This is a genomic window from Weizmannia acidilactici (genome assembly GCF_008974225.1).
GTDB lineage: Bacteria > Bacillota > Bacilli > Bacillales > Bacillaceae_C > Weizmannia > Weizmannia acidilactici.
The window spans coordinates 1-23,686 of the sequence record NZ_BKZR01000003.1 but is presented as its reverse complement, the minus strand read 5'-3'; the positions used below and the strand labels follow the sequence as shown (position 1 = coordinate 23,686).

General features: G+C 46.3%; 19 protein-coding genes, 2 pseudogenes, 1 riboswitch and 1 other annotated feature. Of the genes and pseudogenes, 15 read left to right on the top strand and 6 right to left on the bottom strand.

What is annotated here, in order from left to right; genetic code table 11:
- Positions 1–12: 12 nt before the first annotated feature.
- Positions 13–699 (top strand): annotated as a pseudogene (locus tag GBH70_RS01510) (Crp/Fnr family transcriptional regulator).
- A 300-nt stretch (positions 700–999) separates the two neighbouring features.
- Here GBH70_RS01510 and GBH70_RS01505 read toward each other — a convergent pair.
- Positions 1,000–1,685, bottom strand: a pseudogene (locus GBH70_RS01505) (2Fe-2S iron-sulfur cluster-binding protein); the annotation flags it as partial.
- Positions 1,686–1,954: 269 nt separating this feature from the next.
- Between GBH70_RS01505 and fdhD the strand changes: the two are divergent.
- Together fdhD and tyrS are read left to right on the top strand one after the other, a co-directional pair.
- Entirely contained in the window at positions 1,955–2,773 is an 819-nt protein-coding gene (gene fdhD, locus GBH70_RS01500) for a formate dehydrogenase accessory sulfurtransferase FdhD (protein ID WP_151679378.1), read from the top strand.
- 99 nt (positions 2,774–2,872) lie between these two features.
- Positions 2,873–3,078: a binding site (T-box leader), on the top strand.
- A 49-nt stretch (positions 3,079–3,127) separates the two neighbouring features.
- Entirely contained in the window at positions 3,128–4,387 is a 1,260-nt protein-coding gene (tyrS, locus tag GBH70_RS01495) for a tyrosine--tRNA ligase (protein ID WP_151679377.1), read from the top strand.
- A gap of 44 nt (positions 4,388–4,431) precedes the next feature.
- Here tyrS and GBH70_RS01490 read toward each other — a convergent pair whose 3' ends face one another.
- Both GBH70_RS01490 and GBH70_RS01485 read right to left on the bottom strand, forming a co-directional pair.
- On the bottom strand, positions 4,432–4,656 hold the full coding sequence (locus tag GBH70_RS01490) for a hypothetical protein (RefSeq protein WP_151679376.1): 225 nt from the start codon (positions 4,654–4,656) through the stop codon (positions 4,432–4,434).
- A 66-nt stretch (positions 4,657–4,722) separates the two neighbouring features.
- Positions 4,723–6,099: a sigma-54 interaction domain-containing protein gene (locus GBH70_RS01485; RefSeq protein WP_151679375.1), complete on the bottom strand. Its 1,377-nt coding sequence runs from the start codon at positions 6,097–6,099 to the stop codon at positions 4,723–4,725.
- A gap of 186 nt (positions 6,100–6,285) precedes the next feature.
- On the opposite strand from GBH70_RS01485, the gene pruA reads away from it, so the two are divergent.
- The 6 genes from pruA (at position 6,286) to GBH70_RS01455 (ending at position 13,630) form a co-directional block, all read left to right on the top strand.
- Positions 6,286–7,833 (top strand): L-glutamate gamma-semialdehyde dehydrogenase, encoded by a 1,548-nt coding sequence (gene pruA, locus GBH70_RS01480; RefSeq protein ID WP_151679374.1) that lies wholly within the window; start codon positions 6,286–6,288, stop codon positions 7,831–7,833.
- A gap of 36 nt (positions 7,834–7,869) precedes the next feature.
- On the top strand, positions 7,870–8,868 hold the full coding sequence (locus tag GBH70_RS01475; RefSeq protein ID WP_151679373.1) for a proline dehydrogenase family protein: 999 nt from the start codon (positions 7,870–7,872) through the stop codon (positions 8,866–8,868).
- Positions 8,869–9,016: 148 nt separating this feature from the next.
- Positions 9,017–9,487, top strand: coding sequence for a nucleoside deaminase (locus GBH70_RS01470; protein WP_151679372.1), 471 nt, complete (start codon positions 9,017–9,019; stop codon positions 9,485–9,487).
- A 135-nt stretch (positions 9,488–9,622) separates the two neighbouring features.
- Positions 9,623–9,821: riboswitch (cobalamin riboswitch) on the top strand.
- A gap of 125 nt (positions 9,822–9,946) precedes the next feature.
- Positions 9,947–12,181, top strand: a complete 2,235-nt coding sequence (locus GBH70_RS01465) for a ribonucleoside-diphosphate reductase subunit alpha (protein ID WP_151679371.1) — start codon at positions 9,947–9,949, stop codon at positions 12,179–12,181.
- Positions 12,166–12,642, top strand: a complete 477-nt coding sequence (locus tag GBH70_RS01460) for a flavodoxin (RefSeq protein ID WP_151679370.1) — start codon at positions 12,166–12,168, stop codon at positions 12,640–12,642. Before GBH70_RS01465 ends, GBH70_RS01460 begins: the two co-directional genes overlap by 16 nt.
- Positions 12,593–13,630: a ribonucleotide-diphosphate reductase subunit beta gene (locus GBH70_RS01455; RefSeq protein ID WP_151679369.1), complete on the top strand. Its 1,038-nt coding sequence runs from the start codon at positions 12,593–12,595 to the stop codon at positions 13,628–13,630. Before GBH70_RS01460 ends, GBH70_RS01455 begins: the two co-directional genes overlap by 50 nt.
- A 137-nt stretch (positions 13,631–13,767) precedes the next feature.
- On the opposite strand, the gene GBH70_RS01450 is transcribed toward GBH70_RS01455, so the two are convergent.
- Together GBH70_RS01450 and rpsD are read right to left on the bottom strand one after the other, a co-directional pair.
- Positions 13,768–14,085: a hypothetical protein gene (locus GBH70_RS01450; RefSeq protein WP_151679368.1), complete on the bottom strand. Its 318-nt coding sequence runs from the start codon at positions 14,083–14,085 to the stop codon at positions 13,768–13,770.
- A 206-nt stretch (positions 14,086–14,291) separates the two neighbouring features.
- The gene (gene rpsD, locus GBH70_RS01445; RefSeq protein ID WP_151679367.1) at positions 14,292–14,894 is read right to left on the bottom strand and encodes a 30S ribosomal protein S4; all 603 of its coding nucleotides are present in this window, start codon (positions 14,892–14,894) and stop codon (positions 14,292–14,294) included.
- A 455-nt stretch (positions 14,895–15,349) separates the two neighbouring features.
- On the opposite strand from rpsD, the gene GBH70_RS01440 reads away from it, so the two are divergent.
- Positions 15,350–17,224 (top strand): sensor domain-containing diguanylate cyclase, encoded by a 1,875-nt coding sequence (locus GBH70_RS01440; protein ID WP_151679366.1) that lies wholly within the window; start codon positions 15,350–15,352, stop codon positions 17,222–17,224.
- Between the two features lie 48 nt (positions 17,225–17,272).
- Here GBH70_RS01440 and msrC read toward each other — a convergent pair whose 3' ends face one another.
- Positions 17,273–17,752: a free L-methionine (R)-S-oxide reductase MsrC gene (gene msrC, locus GBH70_RS01435; protein ID WP_151679365.1), complete on the bottom strand. Its 480-nt coding sequence runs from the start codon at positions 17,750–17,752 to the stop codon at positions 17,273–17,275.
- Positions 17,753–17,928: 176 nt separating this feature from the next.
- On the opposite strand from msrC, the gene refZ reads away from it, so the two are divergent.
- From refZ to GBH70_RS01410, 5 genes are all read left to right on the top strand, one after another.
- Positions 17,929–18,573, top strand: coding sequence for a forespore capture DNA-binding protein RefZ (gene refZ, locus GBH70_RS01430; protein ID WP_151679364.1), 645 nt, complete (start codon positions 17,929–17,931; stop codon positions 18,571–18,573).
- Positions 18,574–19,047: 474 nt separating this feature from the next.
- Positions 19,048–20,748 carry a septation ring formation regulator EzrA gene (gene ezrA, locus GBH70_RS01425; protein WP_151679363.1) on the top strand — a complete coding sequence of 567 codons (1,701 nt, stop codon included), beginning with the start codon at positions 19,048–19,050 and terminating at the stop codon, positions 20,746–20,748.
- A gap of 131 nt (positions 20,749–20,879) precedes the next feature.
- Positions 20,880–22,034 carry a cysteine desulfurase family protein gene (locus GBH70_RS01420; protein ID WP_151679362.1) on the top strand — a complete coding sequence of 385 codons (1,155 nt, stop codon included), beginning with the start codon at positions 20,880–20,882 and terminating at the stop codon, positions 22,032–22,034.
- Complete coding sequence (gene thiI / locus GBH70_RS01415; RefSeq protein ID WP_151679361.1) at positions 22,031–23,239, top strand: tRNA uracil 4-sulfurtransferase ThiI; 1,209 nt, start codon at positions 22,031–22,033, stop codon at positions 23,237–23,239. The genes GBH70_RS01420 and thiI overlap by 4 nt, the downstream gene beginning before the upstream one ends.
- Before the next feature lie 88 nt (positions 23,240–23,327).
- Positions 23,328–23,531, top strand: a complete 204-nt coding sequence (locus GBH70_RS01410) for an alpha/beta-type small acid-soluble spore protein (protein ID WP_151679360.1) — start codon at positions 23,328–23,330, stop codon at positions 23,529–23,531.
- The last annotated feature ends 155 nt before the right edge of the window (positions 23,532–23,686 follow it).

Genomic DNA, 23,686 nt, shown 5'->3' with positions numbered 1-23,686 from the left:
CGGGGTATTTTCATGAACAATTTAATGAGTGAAAAAAATATCGAACTGCTGAAATCATTGGCGTATATGTCGGAAAAAGTGCCGAAAGGAAAATTTCTGTTCCAGGAAGACCAAAAAGGGGAATACTTTTTTGTTGTCGTCACCGACAATTTTGAAATCAGCCATTTACCGGTGACGGCAAAAAATTAAGCTTAAGGCTGTGCGGAAAAAATGCCGTCATCGGCGAATTGATGATTTTTTCCAATAACGGTAATACTTGCTCAACGGGCGTGCGCTCGAAGACAGCGAAGTGCTTGTTATTAAAAACGAAACAATCGAAAAAGAGCTTTTGGTCAACCCGTACTTTGCCCTCGAATTTATGAAAATGATGACGGACCATTTCCGGAAACAGCATACAAAGTTCCGGGATCTGGTTTTATACGGGAAAAAAGTGCGCTCTACTCCACTTTGATCCGGATGGCCAACAGCTATGGGGTGGAGTGCGAAAACGGGATTTTGCTTGATATCCCGATCAACCACCAGGAACTGGCCAATTTCAGCTCGACTTCACGCGAAAGCATTACACGGGAACTAAACCACTTACAAAGCAAAGGGGTGATCTCCAAGAAAGGAAGAAAAATCGTCATCCACAGCCTTGATTATTTAAAACGGCAGATCAACTGCGAAGGCTGCCCAGTTGAATACTGCGTCATCAACTGAATGGAATATTGAAAAGGGCAAACGGTTTAAGCATTCTTAAGCCGTTCTTTTTTTCACTTTTTGACGGATTTGTGTCAATCTGAAATTTGGTGACAAACGTCACATTTTTCAATTTCCTCTCCGTTTATAGTGAAAATATCTTAAGGCTTAGGAGAGTTGCGTTATGAAAAAGAAGTCACCGCTTTCAAACAATAAAATATATGAAGCCGATTGAGAAAAACGCGGAAGAGCACAGCCAGGTTATCGTCATTATGACGGCCGCCTGCCTATTTGTGTCAGTAATGGCGGGCCTTGGCAATGGAGCAGGTTCTGGTCAAGCCCGGTTAAAAATCCGGCTTCCCCAAGCATGATTTTTCCATTAGGGCGTTGCACGGGCAGACGGTGACGCAGTGCCCGCAGCTGACGCACGAAGATTCGTTGATCGGCACACCGTGGTCCCAAATCACGCGCGGGCGTTCAGCTTCCCAGTCAATCGACAGTGTTTCGTTCACCTGCAGGTTCTGGCACGCTTCCACGCACCGCCCGCACGCAATGCACTGATTCGGGTCGTACCGGTAAAACGGATGGGAATAATCGATGCCGCTTTCTCCCACTTTCGGCGTAAACGGGTATTTCTGGTGTTCGATACCCATCATTTCGCATGTATTATGCACGATGCAGTTCCCATTGTTGTTGTCACAGACCGTGCAGTACAAAAGGTGGTTGGCAAGAATTCTGTCCATCGCTTCGTGGCGCGCTGCTTCAGCCCGGTCAACGTCGCGGCGGATGTTCATGCCGTCTTCCACCAAAGTCGCATATGCACGCACCAAAGCCCCGTTTGCTTCCACGATGCATGTGTCGCAAGTTTGGATCGGGTCTACTTCAGGGTAATAACAAATTTGCGGGTGCGGGATTTTGTTCCGGTTGATCACATCGATGATTTTTTCCCCGGCTGCAGCGATGTAATCCTTGCCGTCGATGTTGATGTGAATGGTTTCTCCTTCCATTTTCTTTTCCTCCTTTGAAGACATTTGACCATGAGGTACAGCCTTCAGAAAAAATGCAGATCATGGCAAAAACGTAATAAGCTGGCTCTGTTACTTATATCAAACTTAGAAAAGTGAACCTTTTTTTAAACGGTGTTGTCATCTTCATATAGCGGTCAATTTTAAAATGAACAAATCATCAGACTGTTTTGTATGTTGGAGCAATTGGCTTTCGTTTTGATATGAATTGATTTAAAATGAAAAATCATAGGCAGGGGGCTGGAGAGGCCATGAAAAACGTGGACACACAAAGGGAAATCCTCCGCTTTCGCAATGGGAAGCTGGAGCGTACGGTCGACACGGTGGTTACGGAGTTTCCGGTGACATTAAAAGTGAACGGGCAGGAATGGGTCACAATGGTTTGCACACCTGAATATATAGAAGATATGGCGGTCGGCTATTTGGTTTCGGAAAGGATCGTCCAGCGTTATGAAGATATCCGCGAGATTTGGACGGATGAAAAAGAAGGTTATGTCAATATCCGGACCGATAAAGTCAACCCGTATTACCAACAGTTGCAAAATAAACGGTATATCACCTCGTGCTGTGGCATGAGCAGGCAGGCGTTTGTGTTTGTTAATGATGCGCTTGCCGCGAAAAAATTAGACGGGATCCATGTAAGAATCACCATTGAAGACTGTTTCCGGCTCATGGAAGAACTACAGAAAAACGCAGCGGTATTCAAGAAAACCGGCGGCGTCCACAATGCCGCTTTATGCGATTCTGGCGGCATCAACATCAGCCGGATGGATATCGGTCGCCATAATGCGCTCGATAAAATATACGGCTACTGTCTCAAAAACGGGGTTTCCACAAAAGGGAAAATACTTGCGTTCAGCGGGCGGATTTCCTCGGAAATTTTATTAAAGGTGGCAAAAATCGGCTGCGAAATCATATTGTCCAAGTCCGCCCCGACCGCTTTCGCATTGAAATCGGCGGAAGAACTCGGCATCACGACTGTCGGTTTTATCAGGGACGGGTCGATGAATATTTATACCCATCCGGAACGGATCGCCAACATCACCGCATACGCCTGCAGCAGCAGTTAAAACTTTTTTATATACCATGCGTTTGCCGGCAAAGGCGTTTCCCATCGCAAGGTTGACATTTCGCTATGCGTATGGTAAAAATAACTTACAATTCGAGATAATGAAGCGTTGAAAGGATCCAGTAGCCTCCTGTTGTTGCATTGAAGAGAGCCGGTGGTCGGTGCGAACCGGTACAGACAGGTGGGCGAATTACACCCCGGAGCTTCTGCCGTGTGCTAGCGGCAGACGGTTCACAGCCGTTATGCATAATGAGCGGAGAAGCAATTCTCAAGTAGGGTGGTAACGCGATATCAATCGTCCCTTCGTTTAACGGAGGGACGTTTTTATTTTTGCAAAAAAAGGAGTTGGTTTTTCGTGGATTTACTCGAAGATTTAAAATGGCGGGGGATCATTTACCAGCAGACCGATGAAGAAGGGCTGGCCGATCTGATAAAAAATGAAAAAATTACGCTTTACTGCGGGATTGATCCGACCGGGGACAGCATGCATATCGGGCATCTCCTGCCGTATTTGACGTTGCGCCGCTTTCAACAGGCGGGGCACCGGCCGATTGTTGTCCTGGGAGGTGCGACCGGGATGATCGGCGACCCGAGCGGCAAAAAGGAAGAAAGGAAACTTTTGACGATTGAAGCTGTGAAACAAAATGGCGAAGCCCTGAGAAAACAGCTGGAACGCTTTTTCGATTTTGAAGGCGAAACCGGCGCGGTCATGGTCAATAACTACGATTGGCACGGATCGATGGATTTGGTGACATTTCTGCGCGATTACGGGAAACATATCGGCATCAACTACATGCTTGCCAAAGACACGATTGCTTCACGGCTGGAAACCGGCATTTCTTTTACGGAATTCACATACACGATTTTACAGGCGGTCGACTTTTTAAACTTATACAAAAAATATAACTGCCGGCTGCAGATCGGCGGCAGTGACCAGTGGGGCAATATCACAAGCGGGCTTGAGCTGATCCGCAAATTGGAACCGGAAGGAGAAAAAGCTTTCGGCCTTACGATTCCGCTCGTCACAAAGGCGGACGGTACGAAATTCGGGAAAACAGAAAGCGGTGCGGTCTGGCTCGATGCCGAAAAAACATCGCCGTATGAGTTTTACCAGTTCTGGGTGAACACTGCTGACCAGGATGTTGTGAAATACTTGAAATACTTTACGTTCTTATCAAAAGAAGAAATTGAAGAGCTGGAAAAATCGGTTGAAACCGAACCGCATCTCCGGAAAGCACAAAAAGCGCTGGCGGCGGAAATGACAAGGCTCATCCACGGCGAGAAAGCTTTGCAGCAGGCGCTGAACATTACGGAGGCGCTTTTTAGCGGCGATGTGAAAAAACTTTCGGCCGAAGAAATGAAACAAGGGTTTAAAGATGTACCTTCTTTTCAAATTGAAAATGAGGAGCAAAAGCAATTGGTCGAACTGCTTGTTGCTGCAAAAATTTCGCCTTCAAAACGGCAGGCGCGCGAAGATATTCAAAACGGCGCAATTTACGTAAACGGCGCCCGTGTAACCGACCTGAATTACACAATAAAAGAATCAGACAAAGTCGGAGGGGAATTTACCGTCATCAGGAAAGGGAAGAAGAAGTACTTCTTAATTAAGCATTAAGAAAAAAAGAAGAAGCCTGTATCCGGGCTTCTTCTTTTTTCAGCCTATATTTCCGTAAAACCAACGACCACCATAATGATCGTCAACACGAGTATATTTAAAAGAACACGGACAAGTGTATCTTTTGGAGGCTTGGCGCGCAGCTCAAGCACAAGGAACACGGCGATAAAAGCAAAATACAAGTAAATGATCCACTTCAATTTAAAAATCGCCTCCAGCACGATGAGCGCGACGCTGACAAAGTTGAGGACATTGGTTTTGGCTTCCATAGTTGATCTCCTTCATTCGTTTCATACGGCTATTTTACCATAACACCATCCCGCTTTCGATGGGAATCAACTGCTGATCCCGTATTTTTTCAGCTTTTGGTACAGCGTCACCCTTGAAATGCCCAGCTTTCTGGCGGCGGCCGATTTGTTGCCGCCCGCTTCCCGCAAAGCTTTTTCAATCAGCTGTTTTTCAATCGTTTCCTTCTCCATCGGCAAGGAATGGCCTGCTGGAAGCGCGGCAAATTCAGGCACGGCCGCATGAGCATTTTGGAAAAACTGAAGGAGGGATTCCCCTTCAATCACCGGTTTTTCCGCCAGTATCACAATTCTCTCCATTAAATTCCGGAGTTCGCGGACATTGCCGGGCCACCGGTATTGTAGCAGGAAAGATAGGGCATCGGAGGTAAGCTCCGGTTCAGGCATTTTATATTGGATGGCAAATTGTTTCAAAAAGTATTGCGAAAGAACCGGAATATCCTCGGTCCGCGTTCTTAGAGGCGGCATGATAATTTGAATGACATTTAGACGATAATAAAGGTCTGACCTGAATTTCTTTTCTTCCATCATTTTTTCGAGGTTTTGATTGGTGGCCGCAATGAACCGGACATTAATTTTCCTTCCCGCTGCATCCCCGATACGGTAAATGACATTTTCCTGCAAAACCCGGAGCAGCTTGACCTGCATATCCAGCGGCAGCTCGCCGATTTCGTCCAAAAATAGGGTTCCGCCGTCCGCTTCTTCGATTTTTCCGGGCTTCCCCTTTTTTTCTGCACCGGTAAATGTGCCGGGTTCATAACCGAATAATTCGCTTTCAAAGAGTGCGGCAGGTATCGACCCGCAATTCACCGGAATAAACGGGCCGTTTTTCCTTGCACTGGCTTCGTGGATCGCGCGGGCGCAAATTTCTTTTCCCGTCCCGCTTTCCCCGAGAATTAACGTGACGGCATCTGTTTTAGCCGCTTTCGCCGCGATCCGGATCGTTTCCTGCAGCGCGCGGCTTTTGCCTTTTAATTTGGCAAACGGTGTTTCTTCAAAGTTTGTATACATTTTTTGCCGCAGTTCGTTCAGTTCAATGGATGTGGATACAAGGTTGTCATTCAGCTTTACAATTTGAGTAATATCCCGCTCAACCGAAATGGCCCCGATCAGTCTGCCTTGATCGTTAAAAATCGGTTTGGCGTTGACAACGACATGTTTATCATGGCGCGGGCGGTGGTACTGATTGGACACATGTTCTTTTGTGCGCAGCACTTTCAGCACGATTAAATCGTCATCCCGGAAAAAATCCGTGATCTTTCTGTTTAAAATTTCTTCTATTGGAATGTTGTATGTCCGGACAGCGGCATCATTCCAGTAAATCACTTCCTGGTTTTCGTCTACGATCGTAATGGCATCATTTTCCGTCGACAGCACCGCCTGCAAATAAAACCGCTCATTTCCCAATCCCATCCCCCTCCAGACCTGTATTGTAAAGTTATTGTACATTTAATTTACAATTGTGTAAATATATTGTACATGGAAAGCGGTTTATTTTCAGTACGGATGATTGGGATGGCAGGTCTTATTTTCGTTGGCATGATTTTTGCAAGGTATATGTGCAGAATGCTTGAAGAGAAGGAGGTTTTTCCTTTGGTTTTACTTTTTAAACACGAACCGTTAACAGATTTTAACCAGCCGGAAAATGCCGCGGCTTTTGAAGCGGCACTCGGAAAAGTGCGTGCTGAACTCGGAAGGGAGTACCCGCTCGTGATCAATGGCGAGCGGATTTATACAGACGAACAACTTATATCTGTCAATCCCGCAAATAAAGAGCAGGTTGTCGGAAAAGTATCGAAAGCGGCTAAAAAACATATCGAAATGGCTTTTGAAGGAGCAAATGAAGCGTTTCAAACATGGCGGAAAATGTCCCCGGAAGCGCGGGCGAATGTGCTGTTTAAAGCTGCCGCGATTGCGCGCCGCCGCAAGCACGAGCTGTCGGCATGGCTTGTCTTTGATGCCGGCAAGCCTTGGAGCCAGGCGGACGGCGATACGGCGGAAGGGATCGACTTCCTGGAATACTACGGCCGCGAGATGCTCAAGCTTGCGAAAGGGCAGAAAATGGAGCAGCGGGAAAATGAACATAATACATATTTTTACCAGCCGATCGGGCCGGGCGTGACGATCCCGCCGTGGAACTTCGCTTTTGCGATTGTTTGCGGCACCACAGTCGCACCGATTGTGGCAGGGAATCCGGTGCTGTTAAAGCCGTCTGAAAACACGCCGGTCATTGCCTATAAACTCGTCGAAATTCTTGAAGAAGCAGGGCTCCCGAAAGGCGTTCTCCAGTTTGTGCCAGGGGATCCGGCGGAAATTGGCGATTATCTCGTCGACCATAAAGAGACGCGCTGGATTAACTTTACCGGTTCCAAGGCGACGGGCTTGCGTATTTATGAACGGGCCGCGAAAGTGCAGAAAGGCCAGCAGTTCTTGAAACAGGTTGTGGCCGAAATGGGCGGAAAAGATACAATTATTGTTGATAAGGAAGCTGATCTCGATCTTGCGGCCGATGCAATTGTGCATTCGGCATTCGGGTTTTCCGGGCAGAAATGTTCCGCCTGCTCGCGGGTTGCTGTCCATGAAGATGTATATGATGAAGTGCTGGAAAAAACCATTGCGCTTGCGCAGGAGTTAACGATCGGCGACCCGTCCGAAAAAAATGTTTACATGGGAGCGGTGATTAACCAAAAGCAGTATGACAAGATTACAAGTTATATAGAGATCGGCAAAAAAGAAGGTAAGCTTGTCCTCGGCGGGGAAGCTGACGATTCAAAAGGCTTCTTTATTCATCCAACGATCTTTAAAGATGTGGACCCGAAAGCGCGTATCATGCAGGAAGAAATTTTCGGGCCGGTTGTTGCCTTTACAAAAGGGAAGGATTTTGACGAGCTTCTGGACATTGCCAATAACACGGAATACGGATTGACAGGCGCTGTCATTTCGAAAAACAGGGAGCATTTGGAGCGCGCTCGTTACGAATTCCATGTCGGGAACTTGTATTTTAACCGCGGGTGCACGGCGGCCGTTGTCGGGTATCAGCCGTTCGGCGGGTTCAAAATGTCCGGAACCGATTCAAAATCAGGCGGCCCGGATTATTTGAAGCTGTTTATGGAAGCCAAATCTGTATCGGAAATGTTTTAATCCTTTGGGGCGGATCCATAGAAAGGAGGGAAGCTGGTGGTGAACTGGACGAGGGATTTTTTCATCTGCCTCTCAAACAGCAAATTTTTAAATAAAAGCGCGCAAAAATGGGGGTTCCGCTTCGGGGCCGAAAAATTTGTGGCAGGCACGGATATCGGCAGCGTCACGCGCACGATCAAGGAGATGAATGCCCGCGGAATCAGCTGCACCGTCGACAATCTCGGGGAATTTGTGTCCGAAAAAACGGAAGCAGAATCCGCAAAACGGCAGATATTGAATATGCTGGACAAAATCCGCGAAGAGAAACTGGATTGCCATGTATCGGTGAAATTGACCCAGCTCGGGCTTGATATCAGCCGTGAATTTTGCATTCAAAATATGTTAGAAATTTTAGCGCGGGCAGAGCACTACGGCATTTTTATCAATGTTGACATGGAAGATTATGCCCATTTTCAGGCCACGATTGATGTGTTAAAAATCCTGCTCCAAAATTACGGCAATGTCGGAACGGTGATTCAAGCGTATTTGCGCTGTGCCGAAGATGTGATGGATGAGCTGAAGGATATCCGGCTCCGCATTGTGAAGGGGGCTTATAAAGAAAGCGAAGCGGTTGCTTTCCAAACGAAGGCTGAAATCGACAGGAATTATTTAAAACTAGCAAAAAAACGGCTGCTCGGCGATGCGTACACATCAATTGCCACCCACGACCACAACATCATACGTGCGTTGGAGGATTTTATCAGGGAAAACAACATTTCCCATGAAAAATTTGAATTTCAGATGCTGTACGGTTTCCGCCAGGAGATGCAGTACGAATTGGCGGAAAAATACCACTTCACCACTTATATGCCGTTCGGGAACGATTGGTTCGGCTATTATATGCGGCGTCTGGCCGAACGCCCGCAAAATATCAATCTCATCGTGAAAGACGTTTTTTATACAAAAGATCACAAACTGAAAAAAGAGCCGCTCCTTACCGGCGCACTGGCTGTTTCATTGCTGCTGCTGTGGCGGAAAAGCGGAAAGAAAAAATAAGGCGGTTTGTTTAGGGCGTGGGCATCTATCACGCCTTTTTGTTTTGCCCCGCTTTCGGCAACCCGAATTTTTATTGTCAGAATTGTGAACAGATCTTTTCAAAAATTGGAAGATCTATTGTTATAATCAACAAAAAGGGGGGATGCGAATGAATCATGCGTATTTTTTAAAGGTAACGATTGAAATGGCAAGGGAAAATATCGAAAATGGGGGCGGGCCGTTTGCCGCCATTGTTGTAAATGGAAACGGTGAAATTGTAGGGATCGGAAAAAACAGCGTTACGAAAAACAATGATCCGACTGCCCACGCGGAAGTTCAGGCGATACGGGATGCTTGCCAAAATCTTGGAACTTTCCAGCTTGCCGATTGTATCCTTTATTCAAGCTGCGAGCCGTGCCCGATGTGTTTGGGCGCAATCTACTGGGCGAGGCCGAAAGAAGTTTATTTTGCCGCCGATCAAAAGGATGCGGCAAATGCGGGATTTGATGATGCTTTTATTTATGAAGAAATTACAAAAGACCACGGTGCCCGCGCGATCCGCTTTAACCGAGTTGACATCCCGGACCGCACGCTTCCATTTGAAGAATGGGAACATACTTATATAAAAATCAATTATTAATGCCATTCAAGAAGACTCCCTTATAGCCTGCTTTTGTGGTGAAAAGCGGGCTCTATTTATTTTTTTCTTGAAAAAATTTCCTTGCTATGATAACCTAACAATATGTAGTATTATTAATGCTATTAAAACACTAAATATGGTATATCAGGCGATGGTGGCATTTTTTGCAATGCCTTAAAAGGGAATCCAGTTGAAAGCTGGAGCTGCCCCCGCAACTGTAAGTGTGGACGAACGAGCAAATCCACTGTACCCCCTGCTTCATGGCGGCGGTATGGGAAGGGCTTTAGTAGGATGATACACAAGCCAGGAGACCTGCCATAGCTTGAAGTTTCCATTCTCCGGGGTGTGGGAAGGTGAAACGATTGGAAAACATGGATACATATTGCAGTTTTTCTGTCGGTTTCGCCGTTCATCCCCGGGGTGGACGGTTTTTTTATGGTTCAAAAAAGGAGGAAAAACATGGAAAACTTATGTTCAACTCAAGCAGCGGGCGTTTTGAAATGGATGGATGAAATTTCGGCCGGACTTGATCTTCAAACCGAAAAGTATAAAGAAAAGGTTGCAAATGCCTGGTATCAGGATGCCCGGCTTGAAGAAAAAACCGATTTGCTTATCAAATACGCGCTCGAAAATGTAGATGAAGCCGGTGCGGACTGGTCGTTCCTTGCGGCCAGGATTTACCTGCAACTGCTTTACATGAAGGCGGCTGCAAACCGGCATTACGATCCGCAGCAGCGTTACGGTCCCTTTTATGAACTGATTGAACAACTGACGAAAAAAGGCATTTATTCGCCACATCTGCTCGCCAAATACAGCAGGAAGGAAATCGAAGAAATTGGCGGATGGATCCGGCCGGAAAGGGATTATCTGTTTACGTATCCCGGAATTTATACACTTGCCACCCGGTATCTTGCCGCGGATTTTGAAAAAAACATTTATGAACTCCCGCAGGAACGCTGGATGGTGATCGCCATGTACCTGATGCAGGATGAAAAGCCGGAAAAACGGATGGAATATGTGAAAGAAGCGTACTGGGCGCTCAGCCATTTGTATATGACCGTTGCGACTCCGACACTCGCCAATGCCGGGAAAACTTACAGCCAGCTGTCGAGTTGCTTTATTGATACAGTAGATGACAGCCTGCAATCCATTTATGACAGCAATACGGATATTGCCCAACTTTCAAAAAACGGCGGCGGAATTGGCGTATATATGGGGAAAATCCGCGCACGGGGGAGTGCCATCAAAGGTTTCCGCGGCATGTCAAGCGGTGTTGTGCCGTGGATCAAGCAGTTAAACAATACGGCGGTCAGCGTTGACCAGCTCGGGACGCGGAAAGGGGCGGTTACAGTCTATTTGGATGTTTGGCACCTTGACATTGAAGATTTTTTGGATTTGAAATTAAACAACGGTGATGACCGGATGCGGGCAAGGGACATCTACACCGGTGTTTGCATCCCGGATTATTTTATGGAACAGGTGGAAAAAAGGGGCGATTGGTACTTGTTTGACCCGCATGAAGTCAGGGAAGCAATGGGGTTCTCACTTGAAGATTTTTACGATGAAACAAAAGGAAGCGGCAAGTGGCGCGAAAAATATGAAGCGTGCATTAAAGCGGACCTCAAATCGAAAAAGAAAGTCCCTGCGATTGAAATCATGAAACGCATCATGAGATCGCAGCTGGAGACGGGAGCGCCGTTCATGTTTTACCGTGATGAAGTGAACAGGAAAAATCCGAACAGCCATCAGGGGATGATTTACTGCTCCAATTTGTGCACGGAAATTGCCCAAAACCAATCCCCGACGGTATGGTTGGAAGAATATGTGGAAAAAGAAAATATGATTGTAAAAAAATACCGGTCGGGTGATTTTGTTGTCTGTAATTTAAGTTCCATCAATTTGGGAAAAGCGGTGCCGGACGGGGTGCTTGAACGGCTCATCCCAATCCAGATGCGCATGCTTGATAATGTCATTGATGTCAACACCCTTCCAATCAGGCAGGTTGAAATCACCAATCAAAAGTACCGGGCGGTCGGGCTTGGCACTTTCGGCTGGCATCATTTATTGGCATTAGAAAATATCCAATGGGAATCGGAAGAAGCAGTGCAGTACGCGGACAAGCTGTATGAAGACATCGCCTACCTTACGATTAAAAGCAGCATGGAACTGGGCAAAGAAAAAGGCTGCTATCCGGTTTTTCCGGGCAGCAAATGGAGCACAGGTGCCTATTTTGCAGAAAAAGGCTATACAAGTGAACGTTGGAAGGCACTTGAAAAAGATGTGAAACAATACGGCATCCGCAATGGTTATTTAATGGCGGTTGCCCCGAACGCGACGACCTCCATCATTGCAGGATCCACCGCGAGCATTGATCCGGTTTTCAAGCCTTTTTACTTTGAGGAGAAAAAGGATTATAAAATGCCGGTCACCGCGCCGGATTTAAATTACCGCACTTACGCGGTTTATCGACGATCCGCCTATGTGCTCGACCAGCGCTGGTCCGTCAGGCAGAACGCAGCCCGGCAGAAGCATGTCGACCAAAGCATCTCGTTCAATTTTTATGTGCCGCATAACATCCGGGCAGCGGTTTTGCTTGATCTTCACCTCCAGGCTTGGAAGGAAGGCCTGAAAACGACTTATTATGTGCGATCCACTTCAAATGATGTAGAGGAGTGCGAATGGTGTCAAAGCTGAACGTTTTAATCGCTTATTTGTCATATAGCGGAAATACAAAAGAAACGGCGGAACTCATCGAATCAGGGCTTAAAGCGCGCGGCATCCGGGTGGACATGTACCAGATCGGTGTTTCGCCTCCGGTAAACCCGGAACATTACGATCTCATCCTGATTGGGACGTTTACTTGGGATATGGGGAGCACACCTGATGAAGTGAAAGATTTTGTCCTCGAAATCGGGTATAAGCCGGAGAATGTCGCTGTTTTTGGTACAGGCGACACGCAGTTCGGCGGTGATGACTTGTTCTGTCTTGCCGCCGTTAAACTCGCGAAATTTTACGGTAGCCGCTGGGAACCTTTAAAAATTGAACAATCCCCTAGAGGGAGCCAAGAGAAGAAAGTTGAAAAATGGCTGGAAGGAGTGCTGGAAGATGCTTTTGCAGGAAAAAGTGAAGACATTAGAGCCCATGTATTCAAATAAAGCGACCGCGCTTTTCGGCGGGAAATCAAGCGGGATACTCAATTGGAATGACCTCCCGTATCCCCACTGGTATAAAATGTACAAACGGCTGCTTGGAAATTACTGGCAGTCTGATGAAATCAATATGTCCTCGGATATCAAACAATTTCCGGAGTTATCGAAGTGGGAACAGGAAACTTTCCTGAAAATCATCAGCCTGCTGGCGACGCTCGATTCCTCGCAGACAAGGACGATGCTGCTTCTGTCGCTTTATGCCGCGGATCCGTCCGTGCAGTCGATCCTGGCTGTTATCGCCCAGCAAGAAGCGGTCCATAATGAGAGCTATTCCTATATTTTATCTTCTGTTGTTTCATTGGAAAAACAGAACAATGCATTTGAGATCGGCAGGACAAATCCCGTGCTGCTGAAACGGAACCGGGCATTAATGGAGCAATATAACCGGTTTGTAAAAGAGCCGTCCGTCGAAAACATCCTGAAAACGCTAGTGTACTCGACCTTGTTGGAGGGGTTGTTCTTTTACTCCGGTTTTGCATTCTTTTATAACTTGGCGCGCCAAAATAAAATGGTCGGCACCTCAACGATGATCAGCTACATCAATCGGGACGAGCTGGAACATGGCCGGTTTGTGTCGGAACTGATCCGCGCGGCATTGGCGGAAAATCCGGAATTGAATACGGAGGGGTTTGCAAATTGGGTGTATGCCCAATTCAAGCGGTCGGTCGAACTGGAAACGGAATGGTCGCAGTATGTCCTTTCTGATGTAGAGGGGATCGATTTGGAGGAAATGGCCGGTTTTATACAATATCGGGCAAACAAAATGCTGCGCATGATCGGCTTAAGTGAAATCTATCCGGAAAATGTCCGGAACCCGATGAAGTGGATCCGCGCCTATCTTGACAATTTTGACGGCACAAAAACCGATTTTTTTGAACAAAAATCGCGCCAGTACACAAAAGTAAGCGATTTGAACGGGTTTGACGAGCTTTAATATCAATGATACTTTCCATATTGAAGGGCAAACAAAAAAGACGGCCGAAATTCGGATTTTGGATTCGGATTCGTCTTCTTTGTTGCCTTACATTTTGTTGTGCAATTTTATTACAGCGGTGTTTTTGATCAGAAAATTTAGGAAAATATAGAAAAAGCGATCAAAAATAATAAACTATTGAAAAACACAAGGCTGCCGTAAATAAAAAAGGTATAGGCAAAAAACGAATTTTGGAAAGCGTCCAGCACGATTTGGGCGATGACTGCCGCGGCGATGACTCCTCCCAAAATGTGGATGGCCCGTTTCGGTTGCAAATCAGCGGAAGCTGCGATGATATATAGAATACTTGCTGCAACCGTTAAGCATATGATGACCCTTGTATCTGACTGGATCGGAAGGTTTAACGGGTTTAAATAGAGCAGCAATGCTTGAATGCTCAATAAGATTCCCATCATTCCTGATACCCTCATTCTACTGCCACCCCTTTTTTCTATTGTGTCCTATGAAAAAACTGATCGGCAAATTTAAATATTCATTTATCAATTAAAACGCTGCTATCGTAATCTCGATATTCGTAATATAGATTTTTTGGATAAAAAAATCCCTCTATGCAAAAACCCCAAAACCATAATGGCTTGGGGTTTTTTGCGCAGCCGTCCAATTAACGTGAATAAAACTCAACGATCAGCGATTCGTTAATTTCAGCCGGAAGTTCCGAGCGTTCAGGCAGGCGGGTGTAGATCCCTTCCAGCTTGTCTGCATCAAAAGAAAGGTAATCCGGAACAAAAGTTGTCGTTTCGATTGCTTCTTTGATGACATCCAAGTTGCGGGATCTTTCGCGAACGCCGATCGTTTGGCCAGGTGTTACACGGTAAGACGGAATATCAACGCGACGGCCGTCAACGAGAATGTGGCCGTGGTTCACAAGCTGGCGTGCCTGGCGGCGTGTGCGTGCCAAACCAAGGCGGTAAACAAGGTTGTCCAAACGGGACTCCAAAAGGATCATAAAGTTTTCGCCGTGTTTACCTTGCATTTTGCCGGCTTTTGCGAAAGTATTGCGGAATTGGCGCTCATTTACGCCGTACATATGGCGAAGCTTTTGTTTTTCTTGCAATTGCAAGCCATATTCAGATAATTTTTTTCGCTGGTTCGGGCCGTGTTGGCCTGGCGCATAAGGGCGTTTTTCTAATTCTTTTCCAGTACCGCTTAAAGAAATGCCAAGACGGCGGGATAATTTCCAGCTTGGGCCGGTATAACGAGCCATGAAAGACTCCTCCTTTGTTTTTATTTTGTTGTAAAATAAAAACAGGTATCATGGACATTCCTTTATGCGCATTTTGTTTTCATGTACCATCGCCCCAGCAGCAGAGGGTTACGCGATACACCTTGCGGGACATCCCGTCCAAGGAACAAAATGCAGGCATAAAGCTGCCCACTAAGGCTGCATTATTTTACACAAAGTTGATTATATGTTTTTATTCCCTAAAAGTCAACAAGGAAATCGGTGTGCCGCGTTTTTCCTGCATTAGACCGAGTATATATAATATATCGGCTGGATATGCTGTACATTAATAGTTCTTTTGTAATATAATAGTATTAATTTAAGTGACTTTTTTCCTTTTTCGCGGTACACCACGCGATTTTTTGTTTTAATTTTCTTCATTTTCAATATGTGGATGCGTTTGTTTTCGTTTTTACATGAAACAAGGTGATTAGGTAATGGAAAAGAATTTCAGTCATTTGATCCTATATTACAAGTCCCGTTTATTGGATTTAATGAATTTGCAGGAGGGCAGCAGCTTGGATGAATGGGTGGGGGTTGTGGCCGACTGTTTAAACGCGGAAAAGATTGCATATTATAAACAGGACACCGAAAATACAAAATGTTATAAAATCAGCGGTTTTTACAACCCTTACCAGCAACCCGTCAAAACAAGCCTGCCATCTGGGAAAATAAAAGCTTTGACAGGGAAATCCCCGATCGTCTTTAGCAGGGAATTGCAAAAAGATCCTTACTTTTCACAGTTTAATATTGCCTTTTCCATTCCGGATAAAGAGATGGAGGACGGCTGCCTTTTTCTTTCTATTCCAAAGAAGATTTTAGAAACGCTGTCAAACGCGGATCTGCAGGCATTCGTCCGGGAGAGCCGGAAATTTTTGAAGTTGAAATATGAGTTATCTGTTGTGGAAAGCGACCGGAAACGTTATATTGAATTATTTCAAGTGACCGAGAAATTCCACTCTTCCATGGATACAGACACTATCCTAGCAGAAATCATTTATACGCTCCAAAGGGTGTACCCGGTTTTTGAATATTCCTTAATGCTGTCTGATGATGATCATCATAATGTGGATTTGCCGATCAAATCGCTCCAGTACGATGCAATCGACGATATGGCGCTTGATTCGTATGTGAACGGCCAGATCCAGATTGCAACTTTGTGGCGTACGAACCAGACGCTGCTGTATGCCCCGCTTCGAGGGAGGCAGGGGGTATATGGCGTTTTGCAAGTCATCGCGTTTGCCAACTATGAATTTAACCGCAGCGATGTCGAATTTATCAGCCTGTTGGCGAATACGGCGGGCAGTGCACTCGAAAATGCCAAGTTGTACCAGCAGTCGATGCAGTCCATTGAAGAACTCCGTCTCATCAATTCGGTTTCTCAGCAGTTAAATAAAAGCACGAATGTAAAAGAAACGGTTGATTTTTTAATGTCGCAAATCTCCTGCTCGTTTGATGCGAAAGAAATCGGCTTTATCATGATCCAGGACGGGAAGTACCACCTGCTTGAGGGCAGCAGCCCTGTCTTCGAACAAAATGAGGGCATCCGTTATATTGACTTTGTCAACCAATCCTTTTCCGACAACAATAAGGAATCATTGTTTATCAGCAATTTAAACCGGCGCTATCCCGAAAGAGGGTACCGTTTTGCTTCGCTGATGGCCGTCCCGTTGATCCAGGAAGATGCATTAAAAGGATTCTGCATCGTCCTCCACGAGGAACCGTACCATTTTTCTTTTGATATGTTCAAACTCTTTCAATCTTTGATTTACCAGTCGGGCATGGCTTTAACGAATTCGATGCTCCGTGAGCGGCTGGAAAAGATGGTAATCACGGATCAACTTACACAACTGTTTGCCAAAAATTATTTGAACAGCAGGATGGAGGAATCAATTAGAGAAGATGAGCAGGGTACATTGATTTTGTTGGACATTGACGATTTTAAAAAAGTGAATGATACATATGGTCACCAGGTGGGGGATGAAATTTTGGTTCAAGTTGCCCGTTTGATTAAAGAAAATATCCGTTCAACAGATGTCGGCGCAAGGTGGGGAGGAGAGGAATTGGCCATTTACCTCCCCGGTGTGCCGCTTGAAACGGGCGAACAGGTCGCAAAAAGATTACTTACAGCTGTGGAGAAAAATACAAACCCGCCGATCACCGTTTCTTGCGGTGTTTCGTACTGGAACAAAGAAATGAACGAAACGGCTGAATCCCTTTTTAACAGGGCGGATGCCGGTTTATACCATGCCAAAAATTTAGGGAAAAACCAGGTTGTGATCAGCAATACGCAAATCAAAGCAAATGAGTAAAACCCCTTGCCCGGCAATTCCGGCAAGGGGTTTTGGGCATACGCCATTTTACAAAACTTTCACAAGCGCGGCGGCAAACGCGGTTAAGCCGGCTTCGTCTTCCTCGTCAAAACGGTTCTTTTCGGGGCTGTCAATATCCAAAACGCCGACCACTTTACCGCTTTTTACAAGCGGGACAACGATTTCCGACTGCGAAGCGGCGTCACAGGCAATGTGCCCTGGAAATTGGTTGACATCGGCGACGCGCAAGATCTTGTTTTCTTTCCATGCCGTGCCGCACACACCCTTCCCATATGGAATCCGCACGCAAGCCGGCAAGCCTTGGAAGGGGCCAAGCACCAATTCTTTTCCGTCCGCCAAATAAAATCCGACCCAGTTGATCCGGTCCAGAGAGTGGTTTAAAAGCGCGGAAGCATTACTTAAATTGGCAATTCGGTTTGGTTCGCCATCCGTCAGCGCCTCAAGCTGTTTTACGACAAGCTGGTAATTTTCTTTTTTCGTTCCTCGATATGTATCTGCATGAAACATGGCCATCATCCTCACGTCAACAAATTTTTCAACAAGAAACGGGGCACGGGATAAGAATTTGTCGAGAAGTTCTTAAAGGAAACCGGCCCAAAACATTGAATTCTTATGAATAGAATATTTTTATCACACAAGGGCAAAATCGGCAAGCATGAACATAGGAAGAAAGGATGAAGCACATGGACGGTAATGGTGCGGCAGCAAAAGAAAAAATATTAAATACAGCCATTTCTTTATTCCATACGTACGGTTACCGGGGGACAACCATCAGGGCAATCGCCTCCGCCGCGAAAGTCAATTCTGCCAATATCTCTTATTATTATAACGGAAAGCAGGGCCTGCTGGAAGCGTGTTTTATCCGCTTTTTTGAACCATATATTGCATGCCTTGAGGAGGTGGTGCAGGATGCCCAAAACCTTCCCGGGGAAGGACTGATTCGGGCAATCCGCCGCATGCTTTATTTCCAAAGTGAAAACCATCTGCTTTCAAGATTTGTGTGGAGGGAAGTAACGATCGATTCGCAGATTGTCCGCGAGATCACTTCCACGTACTTGATGAAAGAGCGCTATTTGTTGAAAAAGCTTGCCAAAGCCTGGTTTGGCCTGGGGATGCAGGGAAACAAACTGAATTTTATGGTGATTCAGCTCAGAAGCATGATTGCGATGCCTTATTTAAACAGCCAATATATTCGCGAAGTATGGGGCATGCAGCCGGAAGAACCTTATTTCACCGAGCAGTACAGCCGTGCCATTACGGAATGGCTAGGCAGCTTGAAGCAAAACGGCGAGGGGCAGCCGGAATCATTATTATTAAGGCTCTGTTAATTGTTGTTGTTGATTATCGTTCATTTCTGAGACATCTGCAGTATAAGCGGGCAAGAAGAGGCCCTCGTGCTGTGGTATCGGGAGGGGAGGCCGCGACGCGCCATATGCGAAGCGGATTTCGCGATCATCCATATTGATCACTAACATAACCTTTATTAAAAACCGCTTTTTAACGGGCCGGCTCTGTTTCATTGATTGTTGGCCGCCGCATACTGTGGTATGGAATTTCGCGGCAGCCAGCAATCTATTAAACAGAGCCGGTTTATTTAAGGATTTTTTTGTACATTGAAGGAAGAACAAACCAAATTGATGCGAAAAATCTCGAATTCCATAGTCAAATATTGTCGTTACATGGTATCATAGAATACAAATACCATACGGGAAAATCCGGGCGGAAAAAGCCCGGAAGAAATTTTACATAATGAGCGGTTGATATAGATTTGATTTGTGGATGGACGGGAGGCTTTTAAGTTTATGATGTACGGCATCATTGGCGCGATTGTATTGCTTTTAATCTTATTGATATACGGATTTATCATCAGAAGGCAGTTTTACAAGGAGATTGACAGGCTAGAAGCTTGGAAAATTGATATTATGAACCGGCCTGTCATCGAAGAATTGGGAAAAGTGAAGCAGCTCAACATGACCGGGGAGACGGAAGAATTGTTTGAGCGCTGGCGCAAAAACTGGGAAGACCTATTAAATGACGAGCTGCCCGCGGTGGAAGAAAAGCTTTTCGAAATCGAAGAGCACACCGACAAATACCGGTTCAAAAGGGCAAAAGAAGTGCAGGCTGAAACGGAAGCATTTCTCAATGATGCCGAATTAAAAATAAAAAACATACTTGTGGAACTCCATGAACTGATCGATGCCGAAAAACAAAGCCGGCAGGAAATGGAAGAGACCGGGAAGGTTTTTAAAGAAATTAAGAAGCAGCTTTTGACCCACCGCCACACATACGGAAAAGCCATTAAAAATCTGGATTTGAAGACGGATGCTCTGGCAGCGAAGTTTGACCGGTACGGGGAGCTGACGGAAGCGGGCAATTATCTTGAAGCAAAAAAATTAGCAGATGAACTAAAGGCCGAAGTGAAAAAACTTCAGGAGGATACTAGGAAGATCCCGGATTTATTGGCGGAAACGGGATCGCTTTTACCGATGCAGCTTGCGGAATTAACAGAGGGCTATAAAGAAATGGCTGCCCAAGGTTTTGTGCTGGATCATCTACAGTTTGATGAAGAAATGAAGGATATAAAAGAAAAGCTTGCGTCATACCACCAGAAACTGGAAATGGCGGATACCGGCGGTGTGGAAGAGGGAATTCAGTCATTAAAGGAAAGAATCGATACGATTTATGATATTTTGGAAAAAGAAGCTTATGCGAAAAACTATGTGCTGCTGAATTACCGGAAAGTGAAAGAACAGCTCGATGAAATTCAGGGGGAAAACAGCCGTCTGAAGCATGAAACGGAATCCATCCGGCAGACGTATCAGCTTCAGCAGGAAAACATGGCGGTCCCGGATGAGCTGGAAAAACAAATTGAAAAACTGGCAAAGCGTTTTGCAGTCCTTGAGGCTAAAATTCCCGAAAACCAGTCGATTTATTCGGTTTTAAGCGAACAGTTAAAAGAAATTGAAGGGCAGATTGAAAAACTGCAGGATGACCAGGAGACATTTACGGAGTATCTGCAAAGCCTGCGAAAAGATGAAATGGAGGCGCGCGGGAAAATTGCCGCATTAAGGCGGCAAATCCAGGAGATGCGCCGCCAGGTTGGCAGAAGCAATGTCCCGGGGCTGCCGGAATCGTACCGGGAGCAGTTTGAAGCAGCGCGCAAAGCCATCCGGGAGACGGCGGAAAGCTTGGATGCAAAACCGCTGAATATGGAAACGGTGAACCGTCATCTGGCTGAAGCGGAAAGCACGGTCAGCGGGCTTGAGAAAAGTACGAAAGAACTGCTGGAAAATGTTGTATTGGCTGAAAAAGTGATTCAATACGGCAACCGGTACCGCGCAAAATATAAAAAAGTGGCGGACGGGTTGCAGCGCGCCGAAGATGCTTTCCGGAGCTACAATTACCAGGCTGCGCTGGAAGAAGCCGCCACAACAGTGGAATCTGTCGAGCCCGGTGCCTTAAAAAAAATTGAAAAAATGCTTGAAACGGAAGAAACGTTGTAACGGGCATGCAGGCAAACGGAAAAGGCGGAGATACCCGCCTTTTCCGTTTGCTTTTTACCGCTTTTCCAATATTCGCATCTATGGTATGATGTAGATTTGGATACAACTTTATGCCGATCGAAGGTGTTCAAATGATTTATTTCGATAACAGTGCAACCACGAAGCCTTACCCTGAAGTTTTGGATACTTTTGTGAAAACTTCGGTAAACTATTATGCGAATCCCTCTTCCCTGCACAGCCTCGGCGCGCAGGCAGAGAAGCTCGTCACACAGGCGAGACAGCAAATTGCAAACATTCTCGGTGTAAACCAAAACGAAATTGTTTTTACTTCCGGCGGCACGGAAGGGAACAATTTGGCGATTAAAGGAACCGCCCTTGAGTACCGTGCAAGGGGCAGGCATATCATTACAACGGCTGTCGAGCATGCTTCCGTTTTTGAAACTTGCCGCCAGCTGGAAAAGCTGGGCTTTCGCATTACTTATCTGCCTGTGGATAGCAGGGGTAGAATCCGAATAGATGATTTAAAAGCGGCGATCACGGACGAAACGATTTTGGTGTCCGTCATGCATGTGAATAATGAAGTCGGGGCGGTCCAGCCGGTTGAGGAAATCGGACGCCTCCTGAAAAACTATCCAAAAATTTTATTCCATGTCGACCATGTTCAGGGGTGCGGAAAAGTCCCGCTTTCCTTGCATGAAGCTGGCATCGATCTTTGTACGATTTCTGCGCATAAATTCCATGGCTTAAAAGGGACAGGCGTTTTATATAAGCGTGCAAATATCAGAATTTCACCGCTTTTAACCGGCGGGCACCAAGAAAGCCAGCTGCGCAGCGGCACCGAAAATACGGGTGGGATTGTTGCAGCCGCAAAAGCGCTCCGGCTGATCCATGAAAAGTTCGAAAACGGGGCAGCAGAAAAAACGTCCCAAATCCGCGATTACCTGATCGAAAAGTTAGCAGCGATACCGGGCGTTACCGTGCATACGGACCCGGAAGTGTCGGCACCGCATATCATTAATTTTTCGGCCGGCGGTATCCGCGGTGAGGTGTTGGTGCACGCGCTTGAGCAGCAAGGAATTTTTATTTCGACAACAAGTGCCTGCTCTTCAAAAACGCGGGAACTGAGCCGCACGCTCCTGGCGATGGGTGTTTCCAAAGCTGAAGCCGAGGGGGCGGCGCGCATCAGCCTTTCCTATGAAAACACAATGGAAGAAGCGGAAAATTTTATACGCATTTTGCAACAAACGATCCAAAATCTACAACAAGTGTTGGGGAGAAATCAATGAATTACGACCAAATTTTGATTCGTTACGGCGAGCTCTCGACAAAAGGGCATAACCGCCAGTTTTTCATCAGGCATTTAAAAGACAACATCAAAAAAGCGCTGAAGCCTTATAAAGGCATTCAGGTCCAGGCGCTGTACGACCGGATGTACGTGCTGTTGAACGGGGCAAACGGAGAACAGGTGATCGAAACGTTAAAATCGATTTTCGGGATCCAGTCGTTCAGTCCTGCTGTCCGGGCCGATAAACGGCTTGAAAGTATCCAGCAGGCAGGTCTTGAACTGGTCAAAAATAGCTTTCGGGAAGGAAAAACGTTTAAAGTATCGGCACGCCGCGGCGACAAAACTTTCGAATACGATTCAAATGATTTAAACCATTTGGTCGGAGGCTATATCTTGAAAAATATCGGCGGCATCCGGGTCGATGTTAAACATCCGGATATCGAACTGCTCGTGGATGTCCGCAAAAACGGCGTCTATTTGTCGACCGAAGTGATTAAAGGCGCCGGCGGGCTTCCGGTCGGTTCATCCGGAAAAGCGATGCTGATGCTTTCCGGTGGCATCGACAGCCCTGTTGCCGGCTATTTGGCGATGAAACGCGGCGTGAAGGTGGAAGCCGTCCACTTTCACAGCCCGCCGTTCACAAGCCCGCGGGCAAAGCAAAAAGCGCTGGATTTGGCGGAAAAAATTTCAGCATACAGCGGATCGATCAAAGTGCACATCGTTCCGTTTACAAAAATCCAGGAAACAATCCATAAAGGCGTTCCGGAAGGCTATTCCATGACAGTACAGAGAAGGGTGATGCTGGAAATTACGGACCGGCTGCGCAAGATCCACAACGGGCTTGCTATTGTGACCGGCGAAAGCCTCGGGCAGGTGGCCAGCCAGACGTTGGACAGCATGGTGGCGATTAATGACGTGACCACGACGCCGGTTTTACGTCCGCTCATTTCAATGGATAAACTGGAAATCATTGAGATGGCGCAAAAAATTGATACGTACGAGATCTCAAGCCTTCCGTATGAAGACTGCTGCACCATTTTTACGCCGCCTGCGCCGAAAACACGGCCGAAGGTGGAGCTTTCGCGGCTCTATGAAAGCCGGCTTGATATGGAAACACTGATTGAGGAAGCAGTGCAGCATACTGAAACCGTCTTTATCACGCCAAACCAAAAAAAGCAGGAAGAAGACTTATCGGATCTGCTGTAAAATCCATTAACTGGTAGCACCGCCAATATCATTACAGCATGTTGCTATGTGTTTGTGCACATTCTATACTCACAAGGAGGTGAGACACATGGCACAAAGCAACAACAGCAACCAATTGCTTGTAAGCGGTGCTGAACAGGCACTGGAACAAATGAAATACGAAATTGCACAAGAATTTGGCGTGAACCTTGGCGCTGATACGACTTCCCGCGCGAACGGGTCTGTAGGCGGCGAAATTACAAAACGCCTTGTTTCGATGGCTGAACAACAATTAGGCGGATTTTCCCGATAATTAAATGATGATGGATAGGAAAAAGCGGGCCGGTTCTGGTCCGCTTTTTCTATTTGGGTGCACCTGGCATGGCTGCACTCTATAGGGTGAAAGTCCCGAATCGCGAAGGCAGTAGTAGCGATAGCCTAACGCAAGGGTGTCCGTAGTGATGCGGG